This window comes from Desulfoplanes sp. (assembly GCF_054921335.1).
Map to the genome: position 1 here is coordinate 1 of NZ_JBUDSQ010000045.1, position 21,772 is coordinate 21,772.

Annotated in this window: 19 protein-coding genes and 1 riboswitch; of the genes, 12 read left to right on the forward strand and 7 right to left on the reverse strand. The window is 53.2% G+C overall.

What is annotated here, in order from left to right; translation table 11 throughout:
- Nucleotides 1-108 precede the first annotated feature (108 nt).
- The 9 genes from ACY692_RS09990 (at nucleotide 109) to ACY692_RS10030 (ending at nucleotide 11,610) form a co-directional block, all read left to right on the forward strand.
- Nucleotides 109-231, forward strand: a complete 123-nt coding sequence (locus ACY692_RS09990) for a hypothetical protein (protein ID WP_462325217.1) — start codon at nucleotides 109-111, stop codon at nucleotides 229-231.
- A gap of 102 nt (nucleotides 232-333) precedes the next feature.
- Nucleotides 334-1,209, forward strand: a complete 876-nt coding sequence (locus tag ACY692_RS09995; protein WP_462325218.1) for a pseudouridine synthase family protein — start codon at nucleotides 334-336, stop codon at nucleotides 1,207-1,209.
- 364 nt (nucleotides 1,210-1,573) lie between these two features.
- Entirely contained in the window at nucleotides 1,574-1,960 is a 387-nt protein-coding gene (gene panD, locus ACY692_RS10000) for an aspartate 1-decarboxylase (protein WP_462325219.1), read from the forward strand.
- 223 nt (nucleotides 1,961-2,183) lie between these two features.
- Entirely contained in the window at nucleotides 2,184-3,911 is a 1,728-nt protein-coding gene (locus tag ACY692_RS10005) for a dipeptidase (protein WP_462325220.1), read from the forward strand.
- 142 nt (nucleotides 3,912-4,053) lie between these two features.
- Entirely contained in the window at nucleotides 4,054-4,686 is a 633-nt protein-coding gene (locus tag ACY692_RS10010; RefSeq protein WP_462325221.1) for a cyclase family protein, read from the forward strand.
- A 258-nt stretch (nucleotides 4,687-4,944) separates the two neighbouring features.
- Nucleotides 4,945-5,041: riboswitch (glycine riboswitch) on the forward strand.
- Nucleotides 5,042-5,143: 102 nt separating this feature from the next.
- Nucleotides 5,144-6,514: an alanine/glycine:cation symporter family protein gene (locus tag ACY692_RS10015; RefSeq protein ID WP_462325222.1), complete on the forward strand. Its 1,371-nt coding sequence runs from the start codon at nucleotides 5,144-5,146 to the stop codon at nucleotides 6,512-6,514.
- 420 nt (nucleotides 6,515-6,934) lie between these two features.
- On the forward strand, nucleotides 6,935-9,808 hold the full coding sequence (locus tag ACY692_RS10020; RefSeq protein ID WP_462325223.1) for an ABC transporter substrate-binding protein: 2,874 nt from the start codon (nucleotides 6,935-6,937) through the stop codon (nucleotides 9,806-9,808).
- Complete coding sequence (locus tag ACY692_RS10025; protein ID WP_462325224.1) at nucleotides 9,801-10,256, forward strand: response regulator; 456 nt, start codon at nucleotides 9,801-9,803, stop codon at nucleotides 10,254-10,256. The genes ACY692_RS10020 and ACY692_RS10025 overlap by 8 nt, the downstream gene beginning before the upstream one ends.
- 70 nt (nucleotides 10,257-10,326) lie before the next feature.
- Nucleotides 10,327-11,610 carry a diguanylate cyclase domain-containing protein gene (locus tag ACY692_RS10030; protein ID WP_462325225.1) on the forward strand — a complete coding sequence of 428 codons (1,284 nt, stop codon included), beginning with the start codon at nucleotides 10,327-10,329 and terminating at the stop codon, nucleotides 11,608-11,610.
- A 207-nt stretch (nucleotides 11,611-11,817) separates the two neighbouring features.
- Here the strand turns inward: ACY692_RS10030 and ACY692_RS10035 are convergent, their stop codons facing one another.
- From ACY692_RS10035 to ACY692_RS10045, 3 genes are read right to left on the reverse strand one after another with little or no spacing between them, the layout of a single operon-like run.
- Nucleotides 11,818-13,125 carry a cell division protein ZapB gene (locus ACY692_RS10035; RefSeq protein ID WP_462325226.1) on the reverse strand — a complete coding sequence of 436 codons (1,308 nt, stop codon included), beginning with the start codon at nucleotides 13,123-13,125 and terminating at the stop codon, nucleotides 11,818-11,820.
- Nucleotides 13,122-13,571, reverse strand: coding sequence for a hypothetical protein (locus ACY692_RS10040; RefSeq protein ID WP_462325227.1), 450 nt, complete (start codon nucleotides 13,569-13,571; stop codon nucleotides 13,122-13,124). The genes ACY692_RS10035 and ACY692_RS10040 overlap by 4 nt, the downstream gene beginning before the upstream one ends.
- 4 nt (nucleotides 13,572-13,575) lie before the next feature.
- Nucleotides 13,576-14,274, reverse strand: coding sequence for a CsgG/HfaB family protein (locus ACY692_RS10045; RefSeq protein WP_462325228.1), 699 nt, complete (start codon nucleotides 14,272-14,274; stop codon nucleotides 13,576-13,578).
- 102 nt (nucleotides 14,275-14,376) lie between these two features.
- Between ACY692_RS10045 and ACY692_RS10050 the strand changes: the two genes are divergently transcribed.
- The 3 genes from ACY692_RS10050 (at nucleotide 14,377) to ACY692_RS10060 (ending at nucleotide 17,849) form a co-directional block, all read left to right on the forward strand.
- The gene (locus ACY692_RS10050) at nucleotides 14,377-15,666 is read left to right on the forward strand and encodes a tetratricopeptide repeat protein (RefSeq protein ID WP_462325229.1); all 1,290 of its coding nucleotides are present in this window, start codon (nucleotides 14,377-14,379) and stop codon (nucleotides 15,664-15,666) included.
- 622 nt (nucleotides 15,667-16,288) lie between these two features.
- Nucleotides 16,289-16,624, forward strand: coding sequence for a hypothetical protein (locus ACY692_RS10055; RefSeq protein WP_462325230.1), 336 nt, complete (start codon nucleotides 16,289-16,291; stop codon nucleotides 16,622-16,624).
- 106 nt (nucleotides 16,625-16,730) lie between these two features.
- A complete protein-coding gene (locus ACY692_RS10060; RefSeq protein ID WP_462325231.1) occupies nucleotides 16,731-17,849 on the forward strand; it encodes a linear amide C-N hydrolase in 1,119 nt (372 codons plus the stop codon).
- Between the two features lie 154 nt (nucleotides 17,850-18,003).
- On the opposite strand, the gene ACY692_RS10065 is transcribed toward ACY692_RS10060, so the two are convergent.
- From ACY692_RS10065 to ACY692_RS10080, 4 genes are all read right to left on the reverse strand, one after another.
- Nucleotides 18,004-18,600 (reverse strand): YgiT-type zinc finger protein, encoded by a 597-nt coding sequence (locus ACY692_RS10065; RefSeq protein ID WP_462325232.1) that lies wholly within the window; start codon nucleotides 18,598-18,600, stop codon nucleotides 18,004-18,006.
- 177 nt (nucleotides 18,601-18,777) lie between these two features.
- Nucleotides 18,778-19,164, reverse strand: coding sequence for a hypothetical protein (locus ACY692_RS10070; protein WP_462325233.1), 387 nt, complete (start codon nucleotides 19,162-19,164; stop codon nucleotides 18,778-18,780).
- Nucleotides 19,165-19,517: 353 nt separating this feature from the next.
- A complete protein-coding gene (locus ACY692_RS10075; protein ID WP_462325234.1) occupies nucleotides 19,518-20,642 on the reverse strand; it encodes a cysteine desulfurase family protein in 1,125 nt (374 codons plus the stop codon).
- A gap of 73 nt (nucleotides 20,643-20,715) precedes the next feature.
- Nucleotides 20,716-21,772: glycosyltransferase family 9 protein (locus ACY692_RS10080; RefSeq protein ID WP_462325235.1), on the reverse strand; the 1,057-nt coding region annotated here is incomplete at its 5' end.

The window sequence follows — 21,772 nt, forward strand, 5'->3', positions numbered from 1 at the left end:
AAAAGGCCGACGCCTGACCCGTCATGGCCTTCGCGCATGACGTCCAGGGCCTTGATGGCCAGCATGGGCGAGACCGGGTCTTGGCTGGTGAGGGCGAATAAACGACACATGGATGGTTTCTCCGGGCTGATGTTTCTGGTTGCCAACGATGGGGAATGGATTATGGGTATCAGCGAACGCATGGTCCGCAGCTGGTGGACCGGATGGCCGGTAGTGACCGGCACATCATGAAATGCGGTTAATCAGATTACGTGAATGCTTGGTTATATCGCTATATCGTTCCAAAATGCACAAAATGCTGATCCCGGCAGTACACGTTGTTTCGAGGATTGTATGACATTTGAGGGTGAAAGAATTTTTTATGTTACTCCGGAATTTGACGGAACACGGTTGGACGCTGCCCTGATCCTTGCCTTCCCCGATCTCGGTCTTAGGCAGAGACGTGCCCTGTGGGAGCAAAGAGATATTCGGGTTGAGGGCAGGGCACGCCCCCCGGCTTTCAGGGTGCGGGCCGGGCAAACCGTGGACGTTGGGGGGCGTCAGGTTTCGGCTCCAACCATGAAAACGGACCCTGCCGCAGTCGGAATCCATGTTGTGGCTATGTTTTCCATGTTTGCGGCTTTGTTCAAACCCGCTCGGGTCCACTCGGTGCGCGGGAAGAGTCCCGGGAGCGTGGAGGCGGTTCTGCCGGACCTACTGCCGGGGGAGCCCCCTTTTCTGTTGAACCGATTGGACTATCTCACCAGTGGATTGGTTCTTGTAGGCCGTTCTCCAGAGTCCCGCAGCCGGTACCTGAGTCTGCAGGACAGGGGCCAGGTTCAAAAGATCTATCTGGCCCTGGTCGGCGGACAGGTGGATGATACGTTATGCATCAAACGGGCCATCGATTCCTCCAAGCGGAGCAAGGTCCGTGTACTGGCCACGGACAATGCTGATTCCCTTCGGCATACCGTCATCACGCCACTTGGGATGATTGGAAAATATACCCTGGTCCGGGCCGAAATCCGCAAGGGCCAACGCCATCAGATCCGTGCTCACCTGGCGGCTTCGGGACATCCCATTGTCGGTGATCCCCTGTATGGGAGCGATCGCATGACAGATGGACCAACCGGTACCATGTTTCTCCACCATCTGAAAGTCCGTATGCAGGATTTCCAGGCGTCCTGTTTACCGGACTGGGACCTGGATGTGCGTGGTTTCATTGAGTGACTACGCCGGGTGGGTTGATGGTCTGGAATTTTTTTACGAAATTGTAGTAAAAATATGTCCCAAAAAGAGTGTTTTTGACAAAGTTGTCGTAAGATTGGGTGTCGGATCCGACGGATCGGGGGTGTTGTCTGTCCCGGGACCAGAAAAAAGTTGGTCGCGTGCCGACCAGAATTCTGCCCCCAGTATGTCATCCACGGCGTAGGCCGGGATCTTGAACGCTAAAAACGTGGCCCAAACGGGGGGCGCAACGCCACCTCCATGGCGATCCCGGATCATGTCCGGGATGACGTTTGTGCCTACTTTTGTCTCCTGTCTTCCTTCTCCGCAATCATCTATCCTATATCATTCCCAAAGGAACACCATCATGACCCGAACCATGCTCAAATCCAAGATCCACCGGGCCACTGTGACCGGTGCGGATCTGGACTATGAAGGCAGCGTCACCCTCGATGCCGAACTCATGGCCCAGGCCGATATCTTCCCCAACGAGCGGGTGGATATCTGGAACGTGACCACCGGAACGCGCCTCCACACCTACGCCATCACCGGACGGGCCGGAAGCGGGGTGGTGTGCATCAACGGCGCGGCCGCCCATCTGGTCTCCCAAGGGGATACCGTCATCATTGCCTCCTGGCAGGAGATGGAGGAAGAGCGGGCGAGAACCCATGTTCCCAAAGTAGTTTTCGTGGATGGGGATAACCGCCCCGCAGACATTGATCGTATTGTCGAGGTGCCCGGACGGGCAGAATGATTTTTTCCGGGTCTTTCTTGATTTGTCGGAAAAAAAGATGCATCCGTCCGGGGTGAAAGAAAAAATGTAACTGTCCAGGGTAAAATTTTGGTCCTACCGTATTTTGGAGTTGTCCGCTCAGTCCAAAATTCTGATTGTTGAGAGATGCACCTGGATAGTTACGAAAAATCGTGGTTCGGGATGGCATTGTTTGTTCATTGAGACAACAAGGAGGAGGGCGAGGATGAAAAGACTACTCTTGCTGGTAATTGCCGGGATTTTTTTCAGCGCAACTGTCGTGCAGGCATGTACGACACTTTTGGTGACCAAAGGGGCCTCCAAAGATGGGTCCGTGTTCGTGGCCCACTCCGATGACAGTGAATTCTATGCTGATCAGCGGTTGGTCTATGTTCCCGCTGCGGACCATAAACCAGGTGATATGCGTCCGGTCTATTACGATGCCTATTCCATAGGTGAACGGCCGCAGTATCATGGGTATTACCAACCCAGATACGTAGGAACCAACCGGGGACCGAGCTATGTCGATCCTTCTCTCCCCCAATCCATACCCCTTGGTTTCATTCCCCAGGTCGAGCACACCTATGCCTATTATGATGGGGATTACGCCATCATGAACGAACATCAGCTCATGTTCGGCGAATGTACGGACGGGGCCAAGATCCAGGCCGAGCCGGTTCCCGGCAAGCTTATTTTTTATAGTGCGGAACTTGGGCGTGTGGCGGCGGAACGGTGCAAGACCGCCAGAGAGGCCGTGGAACTCATCGGCCATCTTATTGAGACCTACGGGTATTACGGTACGGGGGAGACCCTGCCCATCGGTGATCCCGAGGAAGGATGGGTCATCGAGATGGCCCCGAGCCCTGAAGGCAAGGGGGGGCTTTGGGTGGCCAAGAAAATCCCTGACGGCGAGGTCTTTGTGGCCGCCAATGAACTGCGTATCCGGGAGATCGATCCCGACGATCCGAACACCCTGTATGCCAAGGACCTGCACGCCATCGCCAAGAAGCACGGCTGGTGGAAGCCCGAGGACGGCAAGCTCGACTGGCTGCGCACGGTGAGTGAAGGGGAGTACAACCATCCCTATTATTCTTTGCGAAGGGTCTGGCGGTTGCAGTCCCGTATGGCCCCTTCCAAGAATCTTTCTCCCTGGGTCGAGGACGGATTCACCAGGGCCTATCCCCTGACCATCAAGCCCGACAACAAACTGGACGTACGCGATGTCATGAGTCTGTACCGGGATTATTACCAGGGCACAGAGTTCGATCTCTCCAAGGGCATAGCGGCCGGTCCCTTTGGGTGCCCCTACCGGTATGCCGGCGGCATGGACCCGTCCGGAGATACGGACGATCCTTCGGTCAAGCGTGAGGGGGCCTGGGAACGGCCCATTTCCATCTACCGTTGCGGGTATAGTTATGTGTGCCAGGCCCGGGGATGGCTGCCTGATCCCATCGGCGGGATCGTCTGGTTCGGCGCCGACCAACCCATGAGTACCTGTTACGTGCCTTTTTATGTCGGTGCCCTGCGTGTTGCCGAGCCCTATCTGACCTGTGACACGAGAAAATTCGATCGGAACAGCGCCTGGTGGGCATTCAATTTCGTGGCCAATTGGGCAGCTCTGAAGTACCAATACATGATCAAGGACATCCAGCAGATGCAGGATCAGATCGAGACAACGGAGATCGAGGCCATCAAGGCCATGGATGAAAAGGCCCTTGACCTATACAACCGGGATTCCCAAAAAGCCCGGGAACTCCTCTCAACCTTCTGTGAAAACCAGGCCAACCAGGTGGTCAGGGACTGGTGGAGTTTTGCATGGACCTTGGTGGCCCGGTACGCCGACGGATTTGTCAGCTCCCCGGAGGACATGGCCAAGCCGGTTGGCTATCCCAGGGCTTGGTACAAAAAGACCAACTGGCCCCAGGGACCGACAAGTTACGAGAAAAAGAAGTAGACGATAGCGCGCAGGAAGGGCGGGGGCGGAAGGATTGCCCCTACGCTGGATTCTGCCTGCTGCCTTGTACCAACGCGGGGTCGACATTTTTTCATGGTCGGCTCCGCGTTTGTCTTTCCCATGTTTTTGCCAAGGAGGTACCATGCATGTCATCGACCTGACCCGTGTGCTCCATTCGAATATCCCGGTTTTTCCCGGAACCCCGCCGGTGCGTATAACCACGGCGAACACCGTTGCCGAACATGGGTTCGAAGAACGGCTCCTGTCCATGAGCTCGCACACGGGAACGCATATGGACAATCCCTCCCACATTCTGGCCGGACGGCCCGGCCTGGATACCGTGCCCCCGGATCGATTCATAGGGCCGGGGTGTTTACTGGACGTACGGGGAAAAACCGAGATTACCAGAGAAGAACTCTGCTTGTGGGAACCAGTGCTTGAAGGGGCGGATTTTGTGCTCCTCTGGACAGGATGGGAAGAAAAATGGGGCGAACCGACATACTTCTCGGGATTCCCCGCCCTGACCGAAAAGGCAGCCCGATATTTGACGCGGTTCAATCTCAAGGGGATCGGGGTGGACGCCATATCCATCGACCGCATGGAGGACGGAGATCTGCCCGTCCATCACGTCCTTCTTGGACAGAATGTGCTGATTGTCGAAAATCTAACCACTATGGGGCGATTGCCCCAGGCGGGGTTCACGTTCATGGCCCTGCCCCTGAAGATCAAGGATGGTGACGGCTCCCCGGTCCGGGCGTTGGCCGTTATCGGGTAAATCCCCGTCAGGGGATCGCGCATCGGCAATTCGCGAGCGGCGTCTAATCTCTTTGAGGGGTTGAGGGAGCGTCATGTATGCCGCTATGTGGCCTTGTCCCTTGAAAAATAATCCTTGCATCCTTCTTGTTCAGTGGATAAAGGCTGCATCCGTTTTTTGGAAATCGGATGACGGCAGCTGGAGAGCGCCCCTGTTTGCGTGTTCATTGCACGAGGGGCCACCGAAGAAGTGAATCTTTCAGGTCCAAGAACAGCTGTCTGACGAGCCTCTGGAGAGACTCCCCCAAGGGAGCGCCGAAGGAGCAAGCCGGCCCGTGCCGGTGAAACTCTCAGGTACCAAGGACAGAGTATTCCAATGCGACCGGAACGTTTTTTCGGCCCGTCGCGTTTACCGCCTTGCATTCTTCCCTTCTGGTCATCCATTTCCGTTCACCTGTAATTGTAAGGATTTGAAAGAAATGGATGTACTCACCCTGCTCGGCACCATTGATTCCTATGTCTGGGGTGCCCCTCTCCTCGGTCTGCTCGTTGGGACCGGAATCTATCTTTCCCTGCGTCTTGGTTTTCTCCAAGTTCTGCGTCTTCCTCTTGCCCTGACGTATGTGTTTGCCAAAGATGACAGCAAGGAGTGCCGGGGAGATGTCTCCCCCTTTGCCGCCTTGTGTACGGCCCTTTCCGCGACCATTGGAACGGGAAACATCGTCGGCGTGGCAACGGCCATCAAGGCCGGCGGACCCGGTGCCCTGTTCTGGATGTGGATAGCCGCGTTCTTCGGCATGGCCACCAAGTATGCCGAAGCCCTTTTGGCTGTGAAATACCGTGTTGTGGATGAGAACGGCCAGATGTCCGGCGGCCCCATGTACTATCTGGAACGGGGGCTTGGAAGCAAACTCCTGGCCCGGATGTTCGCCCTGTTCGGGATCGGCGTGGCCTTTTTCGGCATCGGGACCTTTGCCCAGGTCAACGCCATCAAGGACGCCACCTTCATGACCTTCGGCATCCCCGCGTGGGTTGTAGCCGCGGTGCTGACAGTGCTCGTGGCCATGGTCACTCTGGGGGGGATCCGGTCCATTTCCAGTGTGGCCAAGAAGATCGTTCCCTTTATGGCCGTGCTCTATGTTCTGGCATCTCTTGCCATTCTGTTGCTCAATGCGGATCAGGTCCCCGCGACTATCGCGCTTATCATCGACTCGGCCATCAATCCACAGGCTGCCTTTGGGGGGGCCGCCGGGGTGACCGTGATGATGGTTCTGCGGAACGGGGTCGCCCGTGGGGTCTTTTCCAACGAGTCCGGTCTGGGTAGTGCCCCCATAGCCGCGGCGGCGGCCAGAACCGATTCTTGCGTCCGGCAGGGGCTCATCGCCATGACCGGAACCTTTTTCGATACCATCCTCATCTGTACCATGACGGGGGTGGTTCTGGTCATGACCGGGGTGTGGAATTCGCCGGATCTGGCCGGAGCAACCATGACCACTACGGCCTTTGCCAATGGCCTGGCCGGGAACATCGGGAATTATATCGTCACCATCGGCCTGATTTTCTTTGCCTTCACGACCATTCTCGGATGGAATTACTACGGCGAGCGGTGTACGGAGTATCTTTTCGGTGTCCGGGGGATCCGGCCCTATAAAATGATCTATATCATCCTGGTCGCCTCAGGAGCGTTTCTCAAACTGGAGATGATCTGGGTCCTGGCCGATATCGTCAATGGCCTCATGGCCATCCCCAATCTGATCGGCCTTCTCGGACTCTCAGGCGTGGTCATCGCGGAAACCAGAGCGTATTTCACATCCCTGCGTGAGTGCTCCGCATCGTGCGTGAGCGCGTAGTTTTGCGATGCATCGATAACAAACCGCCGGCACGGGATTCCCGTGCCGGCGGTTTGTGTTTTGGCCCTTTTGGAATTGTAGGAGCAGGAGGACAGAGAAAAGCCGTATCTGATACATCGCTTTATGGAACTTCTCGTTTTTGCAGGCATATTTTCATGGGGGGGGGACTCTGATGGTACAGCGATTGATCAACGCAAAAAATTTCTGTAAGGTTAATAAGTTGAGCCAATATATCCAGAAATTCCACATTTGAAAGGAGACGTGATGGATCCCAGGGGGCATGATTCTGGAAGGAAAGGATCCGGCAGTGGGGGGGTGAACAGTCGGGGGCATCTGGAAGGGGAGGATTCTCTGGGAGATGGCGTGGTTGATGGCTCTTTCCGGTTAAGTAAGGATCACACCCGACAGTTTCGCCATGGCATGGCCGAAGTATCTCAAGGGGAAGCAGAAAGCCTCAACTGGATGATGCAGGGGCGGGAGCACCGGATTGTTGAATTGAAGCAGGAGGTCAATACCCTGCTTGGGGAACTGGGGCGGAAACCGGCATATGGGATCGAACCAAGGGAGATAGATGACGCAAAAGCGCATAAATCACTGTTGTTACAAGAAAAATTAGCACCTGAGCTGCCGGAGTCATTGACAACAACTGCCCACGAAGTTGCGGACATGGGCCTTGAAAAGCCGGTGGTGGATATTGCCTTTATCCCCATTCTCTGTTCCGCGCCCCTGCTTTACGCCCAGACCCACGGCTATTTTGCCGCCAATGGTCTGCAGGTCAACCTCATACCGGCACCGGGGTGGAGCGGGGTGAAAGACCTGTTGGCTTTCGAGCATGTGGCTGCGGCGCACCTGCTTGCACCCATGCCGCTGGCTGTCCGGCAGGGACTGGACGGCAAACCCGCCGACATCCGCCTGGCCTGCATCCAGAATGTCAACGGCCAGGCGCTGACCCTGTCCATCAAGCATGCGGGCATACAAAGCGTACGTGACATGAAAGGGTTTACCTTTGGGGTGCCGTACCATTTTTCCATGCACTATTATCTGCTCTGTCTGTTTCTCGCCGAGCACGGCCTTGATCCCCTGAAGGATGTGAACATTATTGAGGTGGCGCCGCCGCGTATGCCCCATTTCATGGCCACCGGGCGTGTGGACGGGATATTCGCGCCGGAACCCTTCAACCAGATTCCGGCTTTGCGCGGGACGGGGTTTATCCATACGTTGTCCAAAGAGATATGGCCGGGACACCCTTGCTGCGGCTTTGCCAGCAGCGAGTCCTTTGCCTGCCAAAATCCCAGGACGTACAAGGCCATGCTCAAAAGCGTCCTGCAATCCGAAGCAGCCCTGCACCACGCCCCACCGGAAGCACGCCGGGATATTGCCGTGGAATTGAGCCGTCCAGGGATCCTGGATCAAGCCGATCCGGAACCGGTTATCCAGGCCCTGGTTGGCGAATATGACGACGGTATGGGGCGGCACTGCACTGACCACGATCGCATGGATTTTATCCCCACTCCCTGGCCGGAATACGGGTGGTGGATGCTTTCCCAGCAGCAGCGTTGGAACCAACTTCGACGCAAGGTGGATTACCGGGCCGTCGTGGAAGAGTGTTTTGACAATACGACCCGGGATATGGCCTGGGCCATGGGGTGTGCGCAATCCGGCCCCAGTCTGCATACCAGCATCTCCTTTGATCACCGGGAGTTTTTCCAAAGCATGCAGCAGCAGCCGTTTTGCGCTTTCGAAATGGAGGATGCCACCAGCGCAATCCCGCCATGGGAAGAACGCCTCGGCGCTCTGAACAACGTGCTGGCAAAGGCTGCGGGCGGACTGGAATTCCGTCAGGTAAAAACCGAAGCAAATGATACCGTCGGCGTTCTGGAGACATTGGTCAATGATCTGATCAAGAATATGCGTTTTGACCGGGATGCGTTGCAGGAGCAGAACGAAAACATGGCCCAGCGGGTTGAACAAGCGGTGGCTGATATCGAAAAGAACCGCAAAAACGCCATGAGTCTGGCCGAGGACGCTGAAGCAAACCGCAGAATTACCGCTGCCGTCAACCAGCTGATGGAAGCGGATATGACCTATGATACGCCGGAGGCCGCCGCTGAAGCCTGTCTAAACATCAGTCAGGAGATAACCGGTTCCAAATTCGGTTTTGTCGGAGAGGTTAACGCCAACGGTCGTCTGGACACCATCGCATTGAGCGATCCCGGGTATGAAGCCTGTCGTTTGCCCGAATCCACGGTCCCTGTCTTGATATCCAATATGGAAATCAGGGGCATCTGGGGCGTGCCCATTACAACGGGAACTTCAAGGATCATCAATGAACCGGACACCCATCCGGACCGTGTAGGGCTCCCGCAAGGCCACCCTTCTCTCCATTGTTTTCTGGGAGTGCCGGTAAAGGATCAAGAGAAGACCAGCGGAATCATTGCCCTGGGCAACAAACCCGGCGGCTACAATCAAACGGACCGGCAAGCTGTAGAAGAATTGGCCCGGGCATTCACGGACGTCATCTCCCGGGTACGGCTGCAAAAACAGCTTCAAAAATATGTGCGTGATCTGGAACACAGCAACCAGGAACTGGACGACTTTGCCTATATCGCCTCCCATGATCTCAAGGAACCGTTGCGGGGGATCAATAATTTTGTCTTTTTTCTCATGGAGGACGCGGTGGACCAACTGGATGACGAGTCCCGGTCCCGGCTAGAACGGATTCAGTATCTGTGCGGGCGGCTGGATACCTTTATCAGCGCTCTCCTTACTTTTTCCCGGGTGGGCCGTCAGGAACTGGCCTGGGCCAAAACCGATGTTGATAATTTGGTCAAAAACGTTCTGGATCTCAACAAGGAGGCCTGGAAAGATGCTGACATACAGGTCCTACATCCCCTCCCCCATGTGTATTGCGACGGTCGCCGCGTGGGCGAGGTTTTTCAGAATCTGATCAGCAACGCAATAAAATACAACGATATGGAGAATAAGCGGATTGAAATCGGTCATATAGCGCAAGAGAACACGGCCGGCGCCACAAGCCGTTATAAAAAGCAAGCCCCCATTTCTGTCTTTTTTGTCCGGGACAATGGTCTGGGGATCGCCCCTAGGCACCAAGATAATATTTTCAAGATCTTCAAGAGGCTCCATGGTCGGGACAAATACGGAGGCGGCAGCGGAGCCGGACTGACCATTGTCAAGAAAATAATTGCGCGCCATGGTGGGAATATATGGCTTGAATCCACCCCCGGCCAGGGCAGCACGTTCTATTTTACATTACAAGGAGATGAAAATGGCTGAAATAAGCGCAAGCCGGACCATACTGGTGGTTGAAGATAATCCGGAAGATTTTGAGGCCACCCAGAGGGCGTTTCGTAAGGCAAAGCTGGCCAACCCCATAGATCATTGTGAAGACGGGGACGAAGCCCTTACATATTTGTTCGGGAGGATGGATGATACAGGGTCCTGGTCGGAAAAGCTGCCGGGTTTGATCCTGCTGGATCTCAACCTTCCGGGCACGGACGGCCGGGAAGTGCTGGAAAGAATAAAGGCGCATGACAAGTTAAAAAAAATCCCGGTCATAGTGCTGACCACTTCCGATGATGAACAGGATATTGACAATTGTTATGAATGGGGGGCGAATAGTTATGTCCACAAGCCGGTGGATATCAACGGATTTATGACGGCCATCCAGCGGATCAAGGACTACTGGTTTGAGATCGTCTTGCTGCCCGGACAGCATTTTTGATGCTGAAAATCATTGAACGCGAACCGTATGAACCCAAGAAAAGATTTTACCATAACGTAAAGTGAACTCGATGAAAAAACAGATTCTTATCGTGGATGACAGTCCTGAAGATCGGGAATTCTACCAGCGGTTTATGAGGAAAATTGATGGAGAAACCATCCTGCTTGAGGCGGAAACCGGTGAAGAGGCCCTGGGCTTACTAGTGGAAACCACACCGGGGTTGATCATTGTTGACTACAACCTGCCGGATATGAACGGGGTAGAGCTTTTGTCCTACTTGCCACGGAAAAATGACCGGCCGACCATCCCCGTTATTCTGCTCACCGGCCAGGGCAACGAGGCGGTTGCCGTTGCCGCCATGAAAAACGGCGCCAGGGATTATCTGATCAAGGGTGAAATCAGTGAAGATTCCTTTTGTAAAGCGATACAACGCGTCGTCAAAGAACACGAAATCGAGCGGAAGCTCGAGGAGAACAGAACATTTCTGGACACCTTGATTAAAACCATCCCGAATCCCATCTTTTACAAGGATAAAAACGGAAAATACCAGGGGGCTAATCCGGCCTTTGAAAAAATGTTGGGCATTGATCAGTCCGTACTCGTTGGTAAAACAACCTATGATCTGGTTGACAAGGATTTTGCCAGAAAATGCGAAAAAATGGACACTTTTCTGCTGAAATCGGGAGGACAGCAACAGTATGAACTTCCACTCGACCCTGAAAGCGGAGCAGAAAAGGCATTGTTGTTCAATAAGTCAGTATACCATGACGGTTCCGGAAAGATTGCCGGCATTATCGGTGTTATTACGGATATAACCGAAAGGAAAAAATACGAAACAAAAATCTACCAGCTTGCCATGTTTGATCAGCTCACCGGCGCTGCTTCAAGATCCCATTTTCTGGAGTGTTTGACCAATGCGTTCAAGCGAGTAAAGAGGAACAATAAATATCTTGCTGTGTTATATCTCGATCTGGACGGGTTCAAGGAGATTAATGATATCTACGGGCATCGTGCCGGAGACGCTGTTTTACAGGAAAGTGCAAGGCGTATGATGACCATGCTGCGGGAAACGGACACCCTGGGCAGAATGGGGGGCGACGAGTTTACCATTTTAATCGAGAACTTGAACAGCCAGAAAGACGCTGTTCTGGTTACAGAAAAAATCCTGGACGTCTTTAAGCACCCCTTTCACGTGGCCCAAGGAGCAACGGGCCTCTCTGCCAGCATCGGGGTCTCCTTTGCCTCGGCAAACGATGGCATGTCTCCTGACCAGATGGTCAGTTCCGCTGATAAAGCGATGTATCGAGCCAAGACCAGTGGAAAAAACAGGTATTCATTGTCACAACCGGATTAGGCATTCCCGGCCTGTCATCCCGTCTTTCCTTATATCGCTGTGGGTAGTATGGTGTGCCTGCAAAAAAGAAATTTTTGCAGGCAGGGTTAAGGTTTAAGTTGAAAGTTTAAGTAAAATCAGGTTGTTAAAAAATATGGTTTTAAGATTGAACCTCGGTTTTCTGACTTTTTGCAGGAGCATCTAGTATGGGGGTATACAGGACAGGACTCAATTGCTCATGAAAACCAGGTCAAGATTGCCCGGCCCGAGGTCGACCACCTCGAGTCTACCCGAGGAAACCTTTGCCTGATCGAGGATTTCTGCTGTTTTATCGACCCCAAGTCCGGATCGTATGTCCAGGATGAGCCTGCCCTCGTCTTTTGACCAGCTCCGCTTTTTTGTATCCAGGATTTCCGGAAGTTGGTCGATCATCGACCTGATTTGTTTGTATTTTTTGAATCCATCCACGCCGGTGACGACCACCTCGATGGGTAGTCCGTTCAGTAGATAATCTCTGAAGGAATCCTTGATGGTTGTGACCACGTATTCCCGTATCAGTTTTTCGGTAGCCTGTTCAACGGCCAGACCGGCTCCTGTCGCAGGACTGATATGGGCCGCTGCGGCTTTCCCCGTCGTGGCCCCAATGATGCTGCCTGTCTGTGTATGGATGATACTCACACGGACCACCGCCTGGAAGGAGTGCATGCCGGTATCGGGTATGATTTCTCCGGTATCGCGGACCACGGTCTTGCCGGTGAGCATGTATGCTGCCCCCTTTGCCAGTGCCTGGACGCGGGGGGCTCCGTCCCCCATGGGCAGTACCAGCTGAAACCCCCGGGATTTCAAGGCATTGTTGATGGTCGTTGACGCGCTCTGCAGGTCGGGCTGGTCGAAACCGACATATTCTTCGCTGATGGCGACGAGCAATATGGGGTTGTCCATCTTGTCGAGCAGGGATTTCAAGCGGGATTTGCTATCCTGCAATCGCTTGAGATGGTTGGCCGATGTTTCTATCTTTCGGGCCAAATCTTGGGAAGGGGCCGCTTTTTTTTGTATGAGTCCCTGATTTTCCTTCTCGAGCTCTTGTATCTGTTCCAGGTAACGGTCTTCCTTGTGCAAGAGCAGTTGCAGCCGTTTGAGAACGGATCTGTCCTCAAGCATCCGCTCCACCCGTTTTGTGAGCATCCCCGTATCCACATCGATCCTGGCCGTGACCGTGATGGCATCCGTGTCTATACGTTCGTCGATAATTTCGGCCCCGGCGGTTCCGGCGGCAATGGCCCGGACTTCATGCTTGTCGACTACCCCCTTGTCGAGCACCGCCAGGCTGTCGATATACGTCCCGGCCAACTCCATGGCCAGCTGTTTTGCCTTGACTATGGCCGTGATTCTGGCCGTATCAACGGAGATGGCACCACCATGGGTGGCCGTGGCGTTATGGACATAGGTCTTGAGTTCGGCCGATCCGTTTTGCGGGAGCAGGAGCATACAGAGAAGCCATACCCCTGTGCATAACTGTGGCAGGAGAGATCTCATTGGGCAACTTCCCCCGTGTCGACCGACCTTTTGATGCTTTCATAGACCGCCCGCTCAATCCCGTCCGATCCATCACTTAGATAGAGACGCACACACGCCGTTGCGGTCTTGGTGCCGGGGTCGTATGTTTCCTGGTGGATGACGACGTTTTTGACCAACCCTTCGAGTTTGGCCTCAATGACCGAAGATTCCACCTGCCCGTCGGTGATCACGGTTTTTTGGCGTATCTCGAGTCCCTTGAGGATCTCCAAAATCCGGTTTTGGGCCATGATCCGGGCCGCGATCTTTGCCAGATACTCGGGCTGTCCTGGCGCGCTTTGGCCCGAAACCTGGTAGTATCCGGACCAGAACACCTCTTTGACGTCGGAGACTTCAGGACAGTCCGAAGCATAGGACGGGACAGGGACAAAAAAGAAGGCCAGGCAACAAAGTAGAATATTTTTCATCGGATTACTCGGCACGCAGTCCATCAATCTGTTGTTTGTACCCCGGGGCGATGGCAAGGCACCGCTCAAAAAGGATATCCGCCTTTTCCCTATCTCCGGCGTCAAGGGCTTTGGCACCCCTGGAAAATAGCAGGGCCGCCTCCATGTTCCCCTGTTCTTTGGCGATGGCCAGCCCCATATCAAGGCTCTGGGCAATGTTCTGGGCCAATTTTTTTTCAAGCCCCAAGAAATCATTGCTTGATCCGGTGATGGATTCGGCCATGACGATTTCCGATGTCTCCACCTTGATGATCCTGCAGTCCATGCGTACCTGATTCCCAAGGACGGTGAACGCTCCGATGCCGATGGACTGGGCCCCAAGCATCCTTCCCGCCTTGACCGCAGTGGCCGTATCTATGGATCCCGTTTGCCCAAGGGCGATTTCCTTGAGGAGTGCGGCGATTTTTGCCCGTTCGACAATTTTTACGGCATTGTTGTTTTGTTGGAGATCGCCGGCCAGCATGGCCGCCAGACCGTTTGAAAGCGGAGTATAGGTTTGGGGGCTGGTTATTGAGTTGTTTTCAAAGGGAAGTATGGCCAGGGTTTTCGGGGGAGCGGCTGCCGTGCGTAAGGGCTTTTGCAGGCTTGTTGTATGGGGCGCGGATTTGCAGCCGCACAGGGGGACGATTCCCAAAAACAGGATGACAATAAATGAAAATCGCATTGTTTTGTCCATAGGTCTCCCGCTTTGCATAAGGTTATTTGTTTGACATAAAAATACATATAACGTACTAATTTGTCTAGGCTATATTTCAATGGAGGAGATATGAAAAAGGTCAAATTTTTTCTGATGGTTGTGGCGTGTGTTGTGTTGGTCTGCGGATGCAAATCGGTTTCCAGGCAGGGTAAGCAGCTCATTGGTGAAAACAAGTATGACGCAGCTATCCGTCTTTTCCAGGAACACTTGGCCGAGGATCCCGATGATATGAAAGTCAGGGAACAGCTCGGCTATGCCTATCTCAAAGGCAATCATTACCAGGAGGCTATTGCCGAGTTCAACCGGGTTCTCAAGGAAGAGCCCGAGTCCGAGCTGTCCATTCTGTATCTCGGTATGGCCTATTTGCGAACCAACGACCTGGCCAACGCCGTAACCGCATGGAGACGGATCAATGATACCGATAAAAAGGTTCTCAAAGAGGAGGTCAACCGGCTTTTGACCCTGGTCGAAATGGCCGAGGCCAAGCGTATGGCCAAGAAGGCCGTGGCTGCCGAGGGAAGTGTCGGTGCCGGTTCCACAGGGCCGAACACCTATGCGGTCATGTACTATAACGATCTCAGCCCGGAAAAAGGCCTTGTTGCCGTGCAAAAAAGTCTTGCGGCCATGACCATATCCGATTTGAGCAAGTTTTCCGGGCTCCAGGTCGTCGAGCGTGCTCGTCTCCAGGCCCTTGTCGATGAGATGAAACTCGGCACCACCGGAGCCGTGGATATGGATTCAGCGCCCAAGGCGGGCAGACTGCTGGGTGCATCGCATGTGGTTACCGGTACCCTAAGCACGTTGCTCCGCGATCTGCGCATCAATACCTCTCTTGTGGACTGCAATGGGAAAGAAGAGTGCCGGCCTTTCTTGGTCAAGGAGAGGTTGCCCGAATTTTTTAGACTGCAGAAGGAGATCGTCTATCAGATCATCAATCAGGAAAATATTTCTCTGAGTAGATCCGAAAAAAAGCTTCTGGAAGACTATCATACTGAAAACTTTGATGCTTTTATGTACTATGGCCAGGGGTTGGATGCGACCGATCAGGGCGACTGGAAACAGGCCAAGGATTATTATGCCATGGCCATCGAGCTTGATCCGGATTTTGTCCTCGCCAGACAGGCCCGCGACCGTTCACCCGACGGCATGGGTGTGAGTATAGCCCAGATCAATGCCATGGCTGTGGATGCCAGCGCAGTAAACGCGGTAGGGGACGCCTTTGAGCCAATGATTGAAGACGCCATGCATGACCAGGAAAGAGACGACTCGTCCTCGGGATTTGGTAATCCGGATCCCGGAAGGGGGGGGGGTAATGGAGGCCGTGGCGGCGGTGGCGGCGGTGGCGATGGGTGCCACTGATCCTAGATGTTGTTCCGCCTGGATATTGAGCGTTACCCCGAAGGCCACAGCGGTGATAACGTAGGCAGTTACGGGGACCCGCAGGGGGATGCTTGCGGGGCCCGTGGTATAAGCCATTTGAAAAAAAGGAAGGACTTTAGCAGATAGGAAGGAATGCCGCCGCAGATGCAAGAGGCTGGAGAAGGGGAAAAATGGACATCTTGCTCATTTCTTTGCAAAAAACGCCGCATGGGGGCATACCCTGATGCGGCGTTTTTTGTTTTTTGTTGTAATATAGTTATATGGATTCTAGCAAGATGATTATACAGATGTAAAATTTGGTCAAAAATATTTGTATGGAATACGTTTATTTTTCGCCGATAAAATGAAACAATACAAATATTATTACTCACAAAACATTGTCGTTACTGTTCTTCGATATTTTGCATTTTTAGATAGTTAAAAAATATTTTACAATTGAGATATAGGTCGATATGTTTGATATACTTTTCCTGTACAATGAAAATTTGTGTGATTAATTATCTTGTTGCAATTATATTATATACATCTGAATGGTGATTCATGCTAAAATTAAGATTAATCAATATCCATGTGCTATGCTAATGATTATTTAGGGAATACTATGGCAAAATATATATACAAGAATAAAAAAAATAAATCTGAGTGTTATAATGATATTTTTTCTTCAGTAAATAAAGAAAAATTTGATGATTTTATCACAAAGAACACAATGCAAGATATTGATGAAAATTTGCAATCTTGTGAGCAAAATGAGACCAATAAAAAATATGAAAAAGACTGGAGACTAGAACTGTTTGCTTTGATAGGGTTTTGTGTATCAGGTGTAATATTTATTATATCTGGTTTAAAGAATAAAGATATCTTTACAATATTTGGTAGTTCTGTATGGATAGCTTCGTGCATCGTTTGGATGATTCCATACCGGAAATATTTTTGAGATTTCTAATATCAAAAGTATCCAAACCAAAAAATGCTGACCTGTATCACTTATGCTGGCAAGTGGAAGAGAGTTACAAAATATGTACTCAAAAAGGGAGGTCGTCATGGGAACAAGCAGAAGCTACTTTATACCCCTTTTTTTTATGGTCTGTCTGACCGTCAGTATTTTTTCTATCCCTGCCAGGGCCTGCACCGGCTTGGTGATACAGGGCGAGGATGGAACGGTCGTCTACGGCAGAACCCAGGAATGGTCGGCGTTTGATTTCCAAACCCAGGTGGTTGTCTATCCCGAGCATAGAACATTCCAGGCGATAACCCCGGAAGGTTCGAATGGCATCACCTGGGATGCGAAATATGGGTTTCTGGGTTTTTTGCTTTTGGATAGGGTGGTCGGGGACGGTATGAACGAAAAAGGGCTGGCTGCGGGGTCGTATTATCATCATGGTTTTGCTGAATACGGTGATTATGACCCATCCCTTGCACAGGAAAGCATGGCGCCTACCGACGTGGTTGCTTTTATACTGTCCAACTTTGCAACCATCGAAGAGGTGCGCCGGGGCATGCAAGGGATCAGGGTTGTGCCGGTGGTGGATCCGGATATCGATATGGTTGCCCCGGTTCATTTTTTTGTGGCCGATCCAAGCGGGAAGACCCTGGTCATTGAATTCCAGGGGGGCAAGATGCGGATGTACGATAATCCCGTAGGGGTCATGACCAACAATCCCTCCTTTGATTGGCACTTACAGAACCTTCGGAATTATGGATATCTGGGTGACGGCCCCTTTGGGGCCAGGACTTGGGGAGACATGGAGATTACCCCCCTGTCGGGAGGGTCAGATCTTTTGGGTCTTCCAGGGGATTACACTTCCCCTTCGAGGTTCGTACGGGCAGCGGTTCTCAAAGCAGTCTCTTTTCCAACCAAAGGTGGATTGGACACGGTTGGGCAGTTTTTTCAGATAATGGATAGCTTCAATGCTCCGCTTGGCAAAGGCGAAGGTAATCTAGACACCGGGAACAAGGCCAAACTGCTTCCCTCCGGTACGCAATGGACCGTCGCCAGCGACACAAACAACCTTGTGACCTACTATCATACAGCCTGGAACAGGCAGATCCGGAAAATCGACCTCAAGAAAATCGACTTCACCAAGTCCACCGTTCGAAAGATTCCCGTGGATGAGGAACAAGCCCAGAACATCAAGGACGTGACCCGGGGGTTGCGCTGAATGGGGAAGGCGTATCTATATATAACGTCCCATATCCATATGGGATAGCGAGGAGCCAAAAAACCATGGCCGCGTATCTGAGCGGCCATGGTTTTTTTTTATCTCATGGAGCTAACAGCGTTCCATGTCCTATGGGGAAGAACGAGGTGTTTAATTATATCAGATGATAAATAGGAAGAGTGGTGTCGTGTTGGGCATGGAACCAGGCGTCGTCCTCGGTCACCAGCAGAAGGTAATCGAGGGTCTCGTAAGGAGTGTTCGGGGTGGACTTGCAGGAAAAGGCGAAAACACCGGCTTGGCTTCCTCTGATTTTGGCGAGGATGTCGTTCACGATCTGGTCCTTTTTGACACCCGTCTCCTGGTCGAAGGTCCATTTGAACAGCTTGAGGATGTTTTTCTTGGTCGTTTTTTGGTCCTGGATGCGTTTTTTGTTTTTTTGGACGTATTTCAGGGCCTTTTTTTGGTCATCCACGGAACAGGATTCGGTACTTTTCTCCTGGGCCTGCAAGGCTTCTTCCTCAAGTTCGGGTCCCCATTTGGCTTTGTGGTAGGCAATCCCTGGGAACTGATTGATTCTTTGTGTCCGGAAAAGTAGAGTGCGCACAACGGATTCCTCAATGAAAACATGGCCGCATTTGGGGCATTTTTTTGCGGGAACATTTTCAAAATTGAAAAGCCTGTTTTGGCATTCCATTCTGTGCTGGGTTACGGTATCTTCGTATTCTTCGTTTTTGCAATTGTGGCAGATCATGGGAGCCTCGTGGGTGATAAGGGGGACTATCGGGCTATGGCGTCCCTGCATGGAAAAAAGTCAACACGTGGGGTTGGAACAAAGGGTACATGGTGAAAATCGCGTATCGATTGGGGGCAACGTACCGTCTGATAATGGGGATGGTACAAAAATTGTCAACCCTTGTTCGGCACGATGTTAGGAACAGGTCCTTAAACAGGCCTGTATATCATGCTGGTACAGGGTGTTGTTGTATTCTTCCCACAATTGTCTGATTTTGTGAGCCATGTTTATTTGTTGCCGGTAGGGAAGGTTGATGGTCCCGGTACGCATGGCTTCGAATATCAATCTTTTTCCAGTGATGCGGGGATCGCACAACAGCCTGCCGTGGAGAATCTTTTTACGGCAGTTGCGGCAAGTACTCACCAGCCACATGGTCCTTCCTTCTGGAATGTACACATCCGGGGTGTCGAAATTGATGTCCACCAATTCTGTGGAATTCCAGTCGATGCAAAAGGAATATTCGTCACAGATGCAGGTGTGGTATTTTTTTGAGAGTCGGATCTGTTTTTTGATTTTGGCCATGGCGTTCACGTAGGGACTTTTTGGATGGATTGGTGTTTGCCTAGTTTTTCCCCGGACAATGGTCAAGTAGTCCGGTTTTTTTCGTTCCCGTTCCGACTATCGTCTGGGCCTGTAATGGTTATCGGTCTGGGGAGATGCCCTTCTGGGCAACCGGCCTGGGAGCGGATTGTCGGCGGCCGGGGCGGGCACGCTGTTTTCATGTGTGCATTGTTCCCCGTGCGGATAGGCCAGTACAGCGTTGGGCGGCCTCTCCCGGGGCTGGAATGGTTTTCGACGAGGCAGGGGGCTTGCTGGGCGCCCACTCTCCCGGTTCTGGGCGGGAAAAGAACCGGGGAGGTTGGTCGTGCTGCCGCTTACAATATTTGGAAGACCTTCTCCAGCCGTTCGAGCAATGCGTCCACGTCCTCTTGCGGAGTCATTCTCCCCCAGGAGAACCGAATGGTCCCCAGAGCGTGGTCCCGGTCGATCCCCATGGCCGTGAGCACAGGGGATACGCTCTCAGTGCCCGCATGGCAGGCGGCCCCTGCAGATACGCCCACATCGTAGGTCACCAGGCCGGATAGTATGTCCGGGGCGCGATATCCCTCGAATCCAACGCTCATGGTCCCTGGGAGACGGGGGGCGTGTTCCGCGTGGATGACGAATGGACGGCCCAATGATCCAAGCCCCTGCCTGAACCGTTCTCCCAAGGCCCCCTGCCTTTTGCTCTCTTGGCCGAGATCCCGGATCATGCCGCAGGCCGCAGCGAATCCGGCGATATAGGGAATGTTTTCCGTACCCGGTCGGATTCCATGTTCCTGCCCCCCGCCCCTGGTGCGTGGAAGGATCTCTGTCCCTTTTCTGACGTACAGTCCGCCAATCCCCTTGGGCGCGTAGAGCTTGTGTCCTGCAATACTCATCAGGTCTATGGACAGATCCTCCACGTCCACCGGGATTTTTCCCACGGCCTGGGCGGCGTCCGTATGTATGCAAATCCCCTGTTCCCGGGCCCAGCGGGCGATCTTCCGCACAGGTTGGATGGTTCCGACCTCGTTGTTGGCCAACATGAGGGAGATGAGCGATGTTTTTGGGGTGCAGGCCTCCTGGACATCCTCGAGCCGGACCCGGCCGTCATGATCCACCGGAACGACACTCACCCCGAGCCCTTGCCGTTCAAGAGCTCGTGCCGGTTCCATGATCGCGGGGTGTTCCACGCCACTGATGACGAGATGCTGGTTCTCCGGGTCGGTGAGCACCCCGTACAGGACCAGGTTGTTGGATTCCGTGGCCCCGGAGGTGAAAATAATCTCTTGGTCCTGAGCACCGATGGACGAGGCAACACCATGCCTGGACGCTTCCAATCCCTTTTTTGCTTCGCGTCCCCAGGAGTGGGCGGAGCCGGGATTGCCGAATCGGGTGGTCAACCATGGGACCATGGCTTCGAGAACATGCGGATGGACAGGAGTGGTTGCATTGTAGTCGAAGTAGAGTGGGCGCATATGTTCTGGTTCCTTTCCGTGGTCGGGACAGGGAATGTCCCGTATGGATGCGACAGGGGACATGGGGGACGGTTCAGTCAATCCGGGACAATATGGCATCGAGGACGGTCGTTGTGTTGATATCCTTCATGCATGAAACGTCGTGCGGACAATGTTCCTTGCCGTGCAGCGAGCAGGGGGAACATGGCCTGTTCATGGAGATGACCCGGTCTCTGGGGCCCGATGGGTGGAATCCCCATTGTCGACAGGTCGGTCCGAACAATCCGACGACGGGCGTGTTGGCAGCCGTACCCAAATGCATTGGGCCGGAATCACCGGAAACAAGGACCCGTGTCTGTTCGAGCACCGCCGAGGTCTGGGTGAGACTGGTTCCGTTGGTTAGGTCCATATCGGGACGGCCAGGAGCATTCTCACAAAGATTTTCTGCGTGGTCCACCATGGGGGTCTCGTTCTGGCCGATGACTACCGTTGCGATACCTTTGCGGTGTAATCTGGCTATAAGGTCGTACCATTTTTCCCGTGGCCACTGTTTGGTTTTGTGGGTTGCATAGGGGTGCAGGGCCACAACGGGACGGTCTGCCAAGGGGGCAAGGACCCGTTTGGCCCATGTGCGATCCTGGTCGCGCAGAAAAATGCGCGGCACCAATGCGGTCTGTGGGGGGGGGTCGTTCTCTCGGGCCAGGCTGTACCGTTGGGGAACGTTGGTTGCATCCAGCCGTTTTCGGGAGGGTTCGTGGCGGAATCGTTGGTACAGGCGGCGCGAACATCCCAGCTTGGGATATCGGTACACTGTGGAGGGCCAAAGCGCTCCGAGGATTCTTGAACGCAGGGTCCCGTGGAGGTCGATCAGCGGGATGGTGCCGTAACGTTTTCTAAGGAATCTGCAAAAGCTCAACCACGACCCCAAGGGCTTGTCCTTGCCGGTCACGGAGACGGCATCGATGATTGCGGGATGCTCGAGTAGGATGGGCAGCATGGGCTGGGTGGTGACAAAATGGAAGGTCCAGCCGTACATGCGGTGCCAATAGTCGAGCACGCCCGTGGTCAGGACGATATCGCCGAGATGGCTCAGGCGGATGACGATGAATTGGTTGTTGGTCATGGAAGGGGTAACAACATAAAGATTTGTT

Coding starts and splice junctions, on each gene's coding strand:
- ACY692_RS10030 (WP_462325225.1), top strand. CDS start 10,327: ATGAAAAAACAGATTCTTATCGTGGATGACAGTCCTGAAGATCGGGAA.
- ACY692_RS10075 (WP_462325234.1), bottom strand. CDS start 20,642: ATGCGCCCACTCTACTTCGACTACAATGCAACCACTCCTGTCCATCCG.
- ACY692_RS10020 (WP_462325223.1), top strand. CDS start 6,935: ATGGCCGAAGTATCTCAAGGGGAAGCAGAAAGCCTCAACTGGATGATG.
- ACY692_RS10040 (WP_462325227.1), bottom strand. CDS start 13,571: ATGAAAAATATTCTACTTTGTTGCCTGGCCTTCTTTTTTGTCCCTGTC.
- ACY692_RS10035 (WP_462325226.1), bottom strand. CDS start 13,125: ATGAGATCTCTCCTGCCACAGTTATGCACAGGGGTATGGCTTCTCTGT.
- ACY692_RS10005 (WP_462325220.1), top strand. CDS start 2,184: ATGAAAAGACTACTCTTGCTGGTAATTGCCGGGATTTTTTTCAGCGCA.
- ACY692_RS10055 (WP_462325230.1), top strand. CDS start 16,289: ATGGCAAAATATATATACAAGAATAAAAAAAATAAATCTGAGTGTTAT.
- ACY692_RS10050 (WP_462325229.1), top strand. CDS start 14,377: ATGAAAAAGGTCAAATTTTTTCTGATGGTTGTGGCGTGTGTTGTGTTG.
- ACY692_RS10015 (WP_462325222.1), top strand. CDS start 5,144: ATGGATGTACTCACCCTGCTCGGCACCATTGATTCCTATGTCTGGGGT.
- ACY692_RS10065 (WP_462325232.1), bottom strand. CDS start 18,600: ATGATCTGCCACAATTGCAAAAACGAAGAATACGAAGATACCGTAACC.
- ACY692_RS09990 (WP_462325217.1), top strand. CDS start 109: ATGGATGGTTTCTCCGGGCTGATGTTTCTGGTTGCCAACGATGGGGAA.
- ACY692_RS09995 (WP_462325218.1), top strand. CDS start 334: ATGACATTTGAGGGTGAAAGAATTTTTTATGTTACTCCGGAATTTGAC.
- panD (WP_462325219.1), top strand. CDS start 1,574: ATGACCCGAACCATGCTCAAATCCAAGATCCACCGGGCCACTGTGACC.
- ACY692_RS10070 (WP_462325233.1), bottom strand. CDS start 19,164: ATGGCCAAAATCAAAAAACAGATCCGACTCTCAAAAAAATACCACACC.
- ACY692_RS10010 (WP_462325221.1), top strand. CDS start 4,054: ATGCATGTCATCGACCTGACCCGTGTGCTCCATTCGAATATCCCGGTT.
- ACY692_RS10060 (WP_462325231.1), top strand. CDS start 16,731: ATGGGAACAAGCAGAAGCTACTTTATACCCCTTTTTTTTATGGTCTGT.
- ACY692_RS10025 (WP_462325224.1), top strand. CDS start 9,801: ATGGCTGAAATAAGCGCAAGCCGGACCATACTGGTGGTTGAAGATAAT.
- ACY692_RS10045 (WP_462325228.1), bottom strand. CDS start 14,274: ATGCGATTTTCATTTATTGTCATCCTGTTTTTGGGAATCGTCCCCCTG.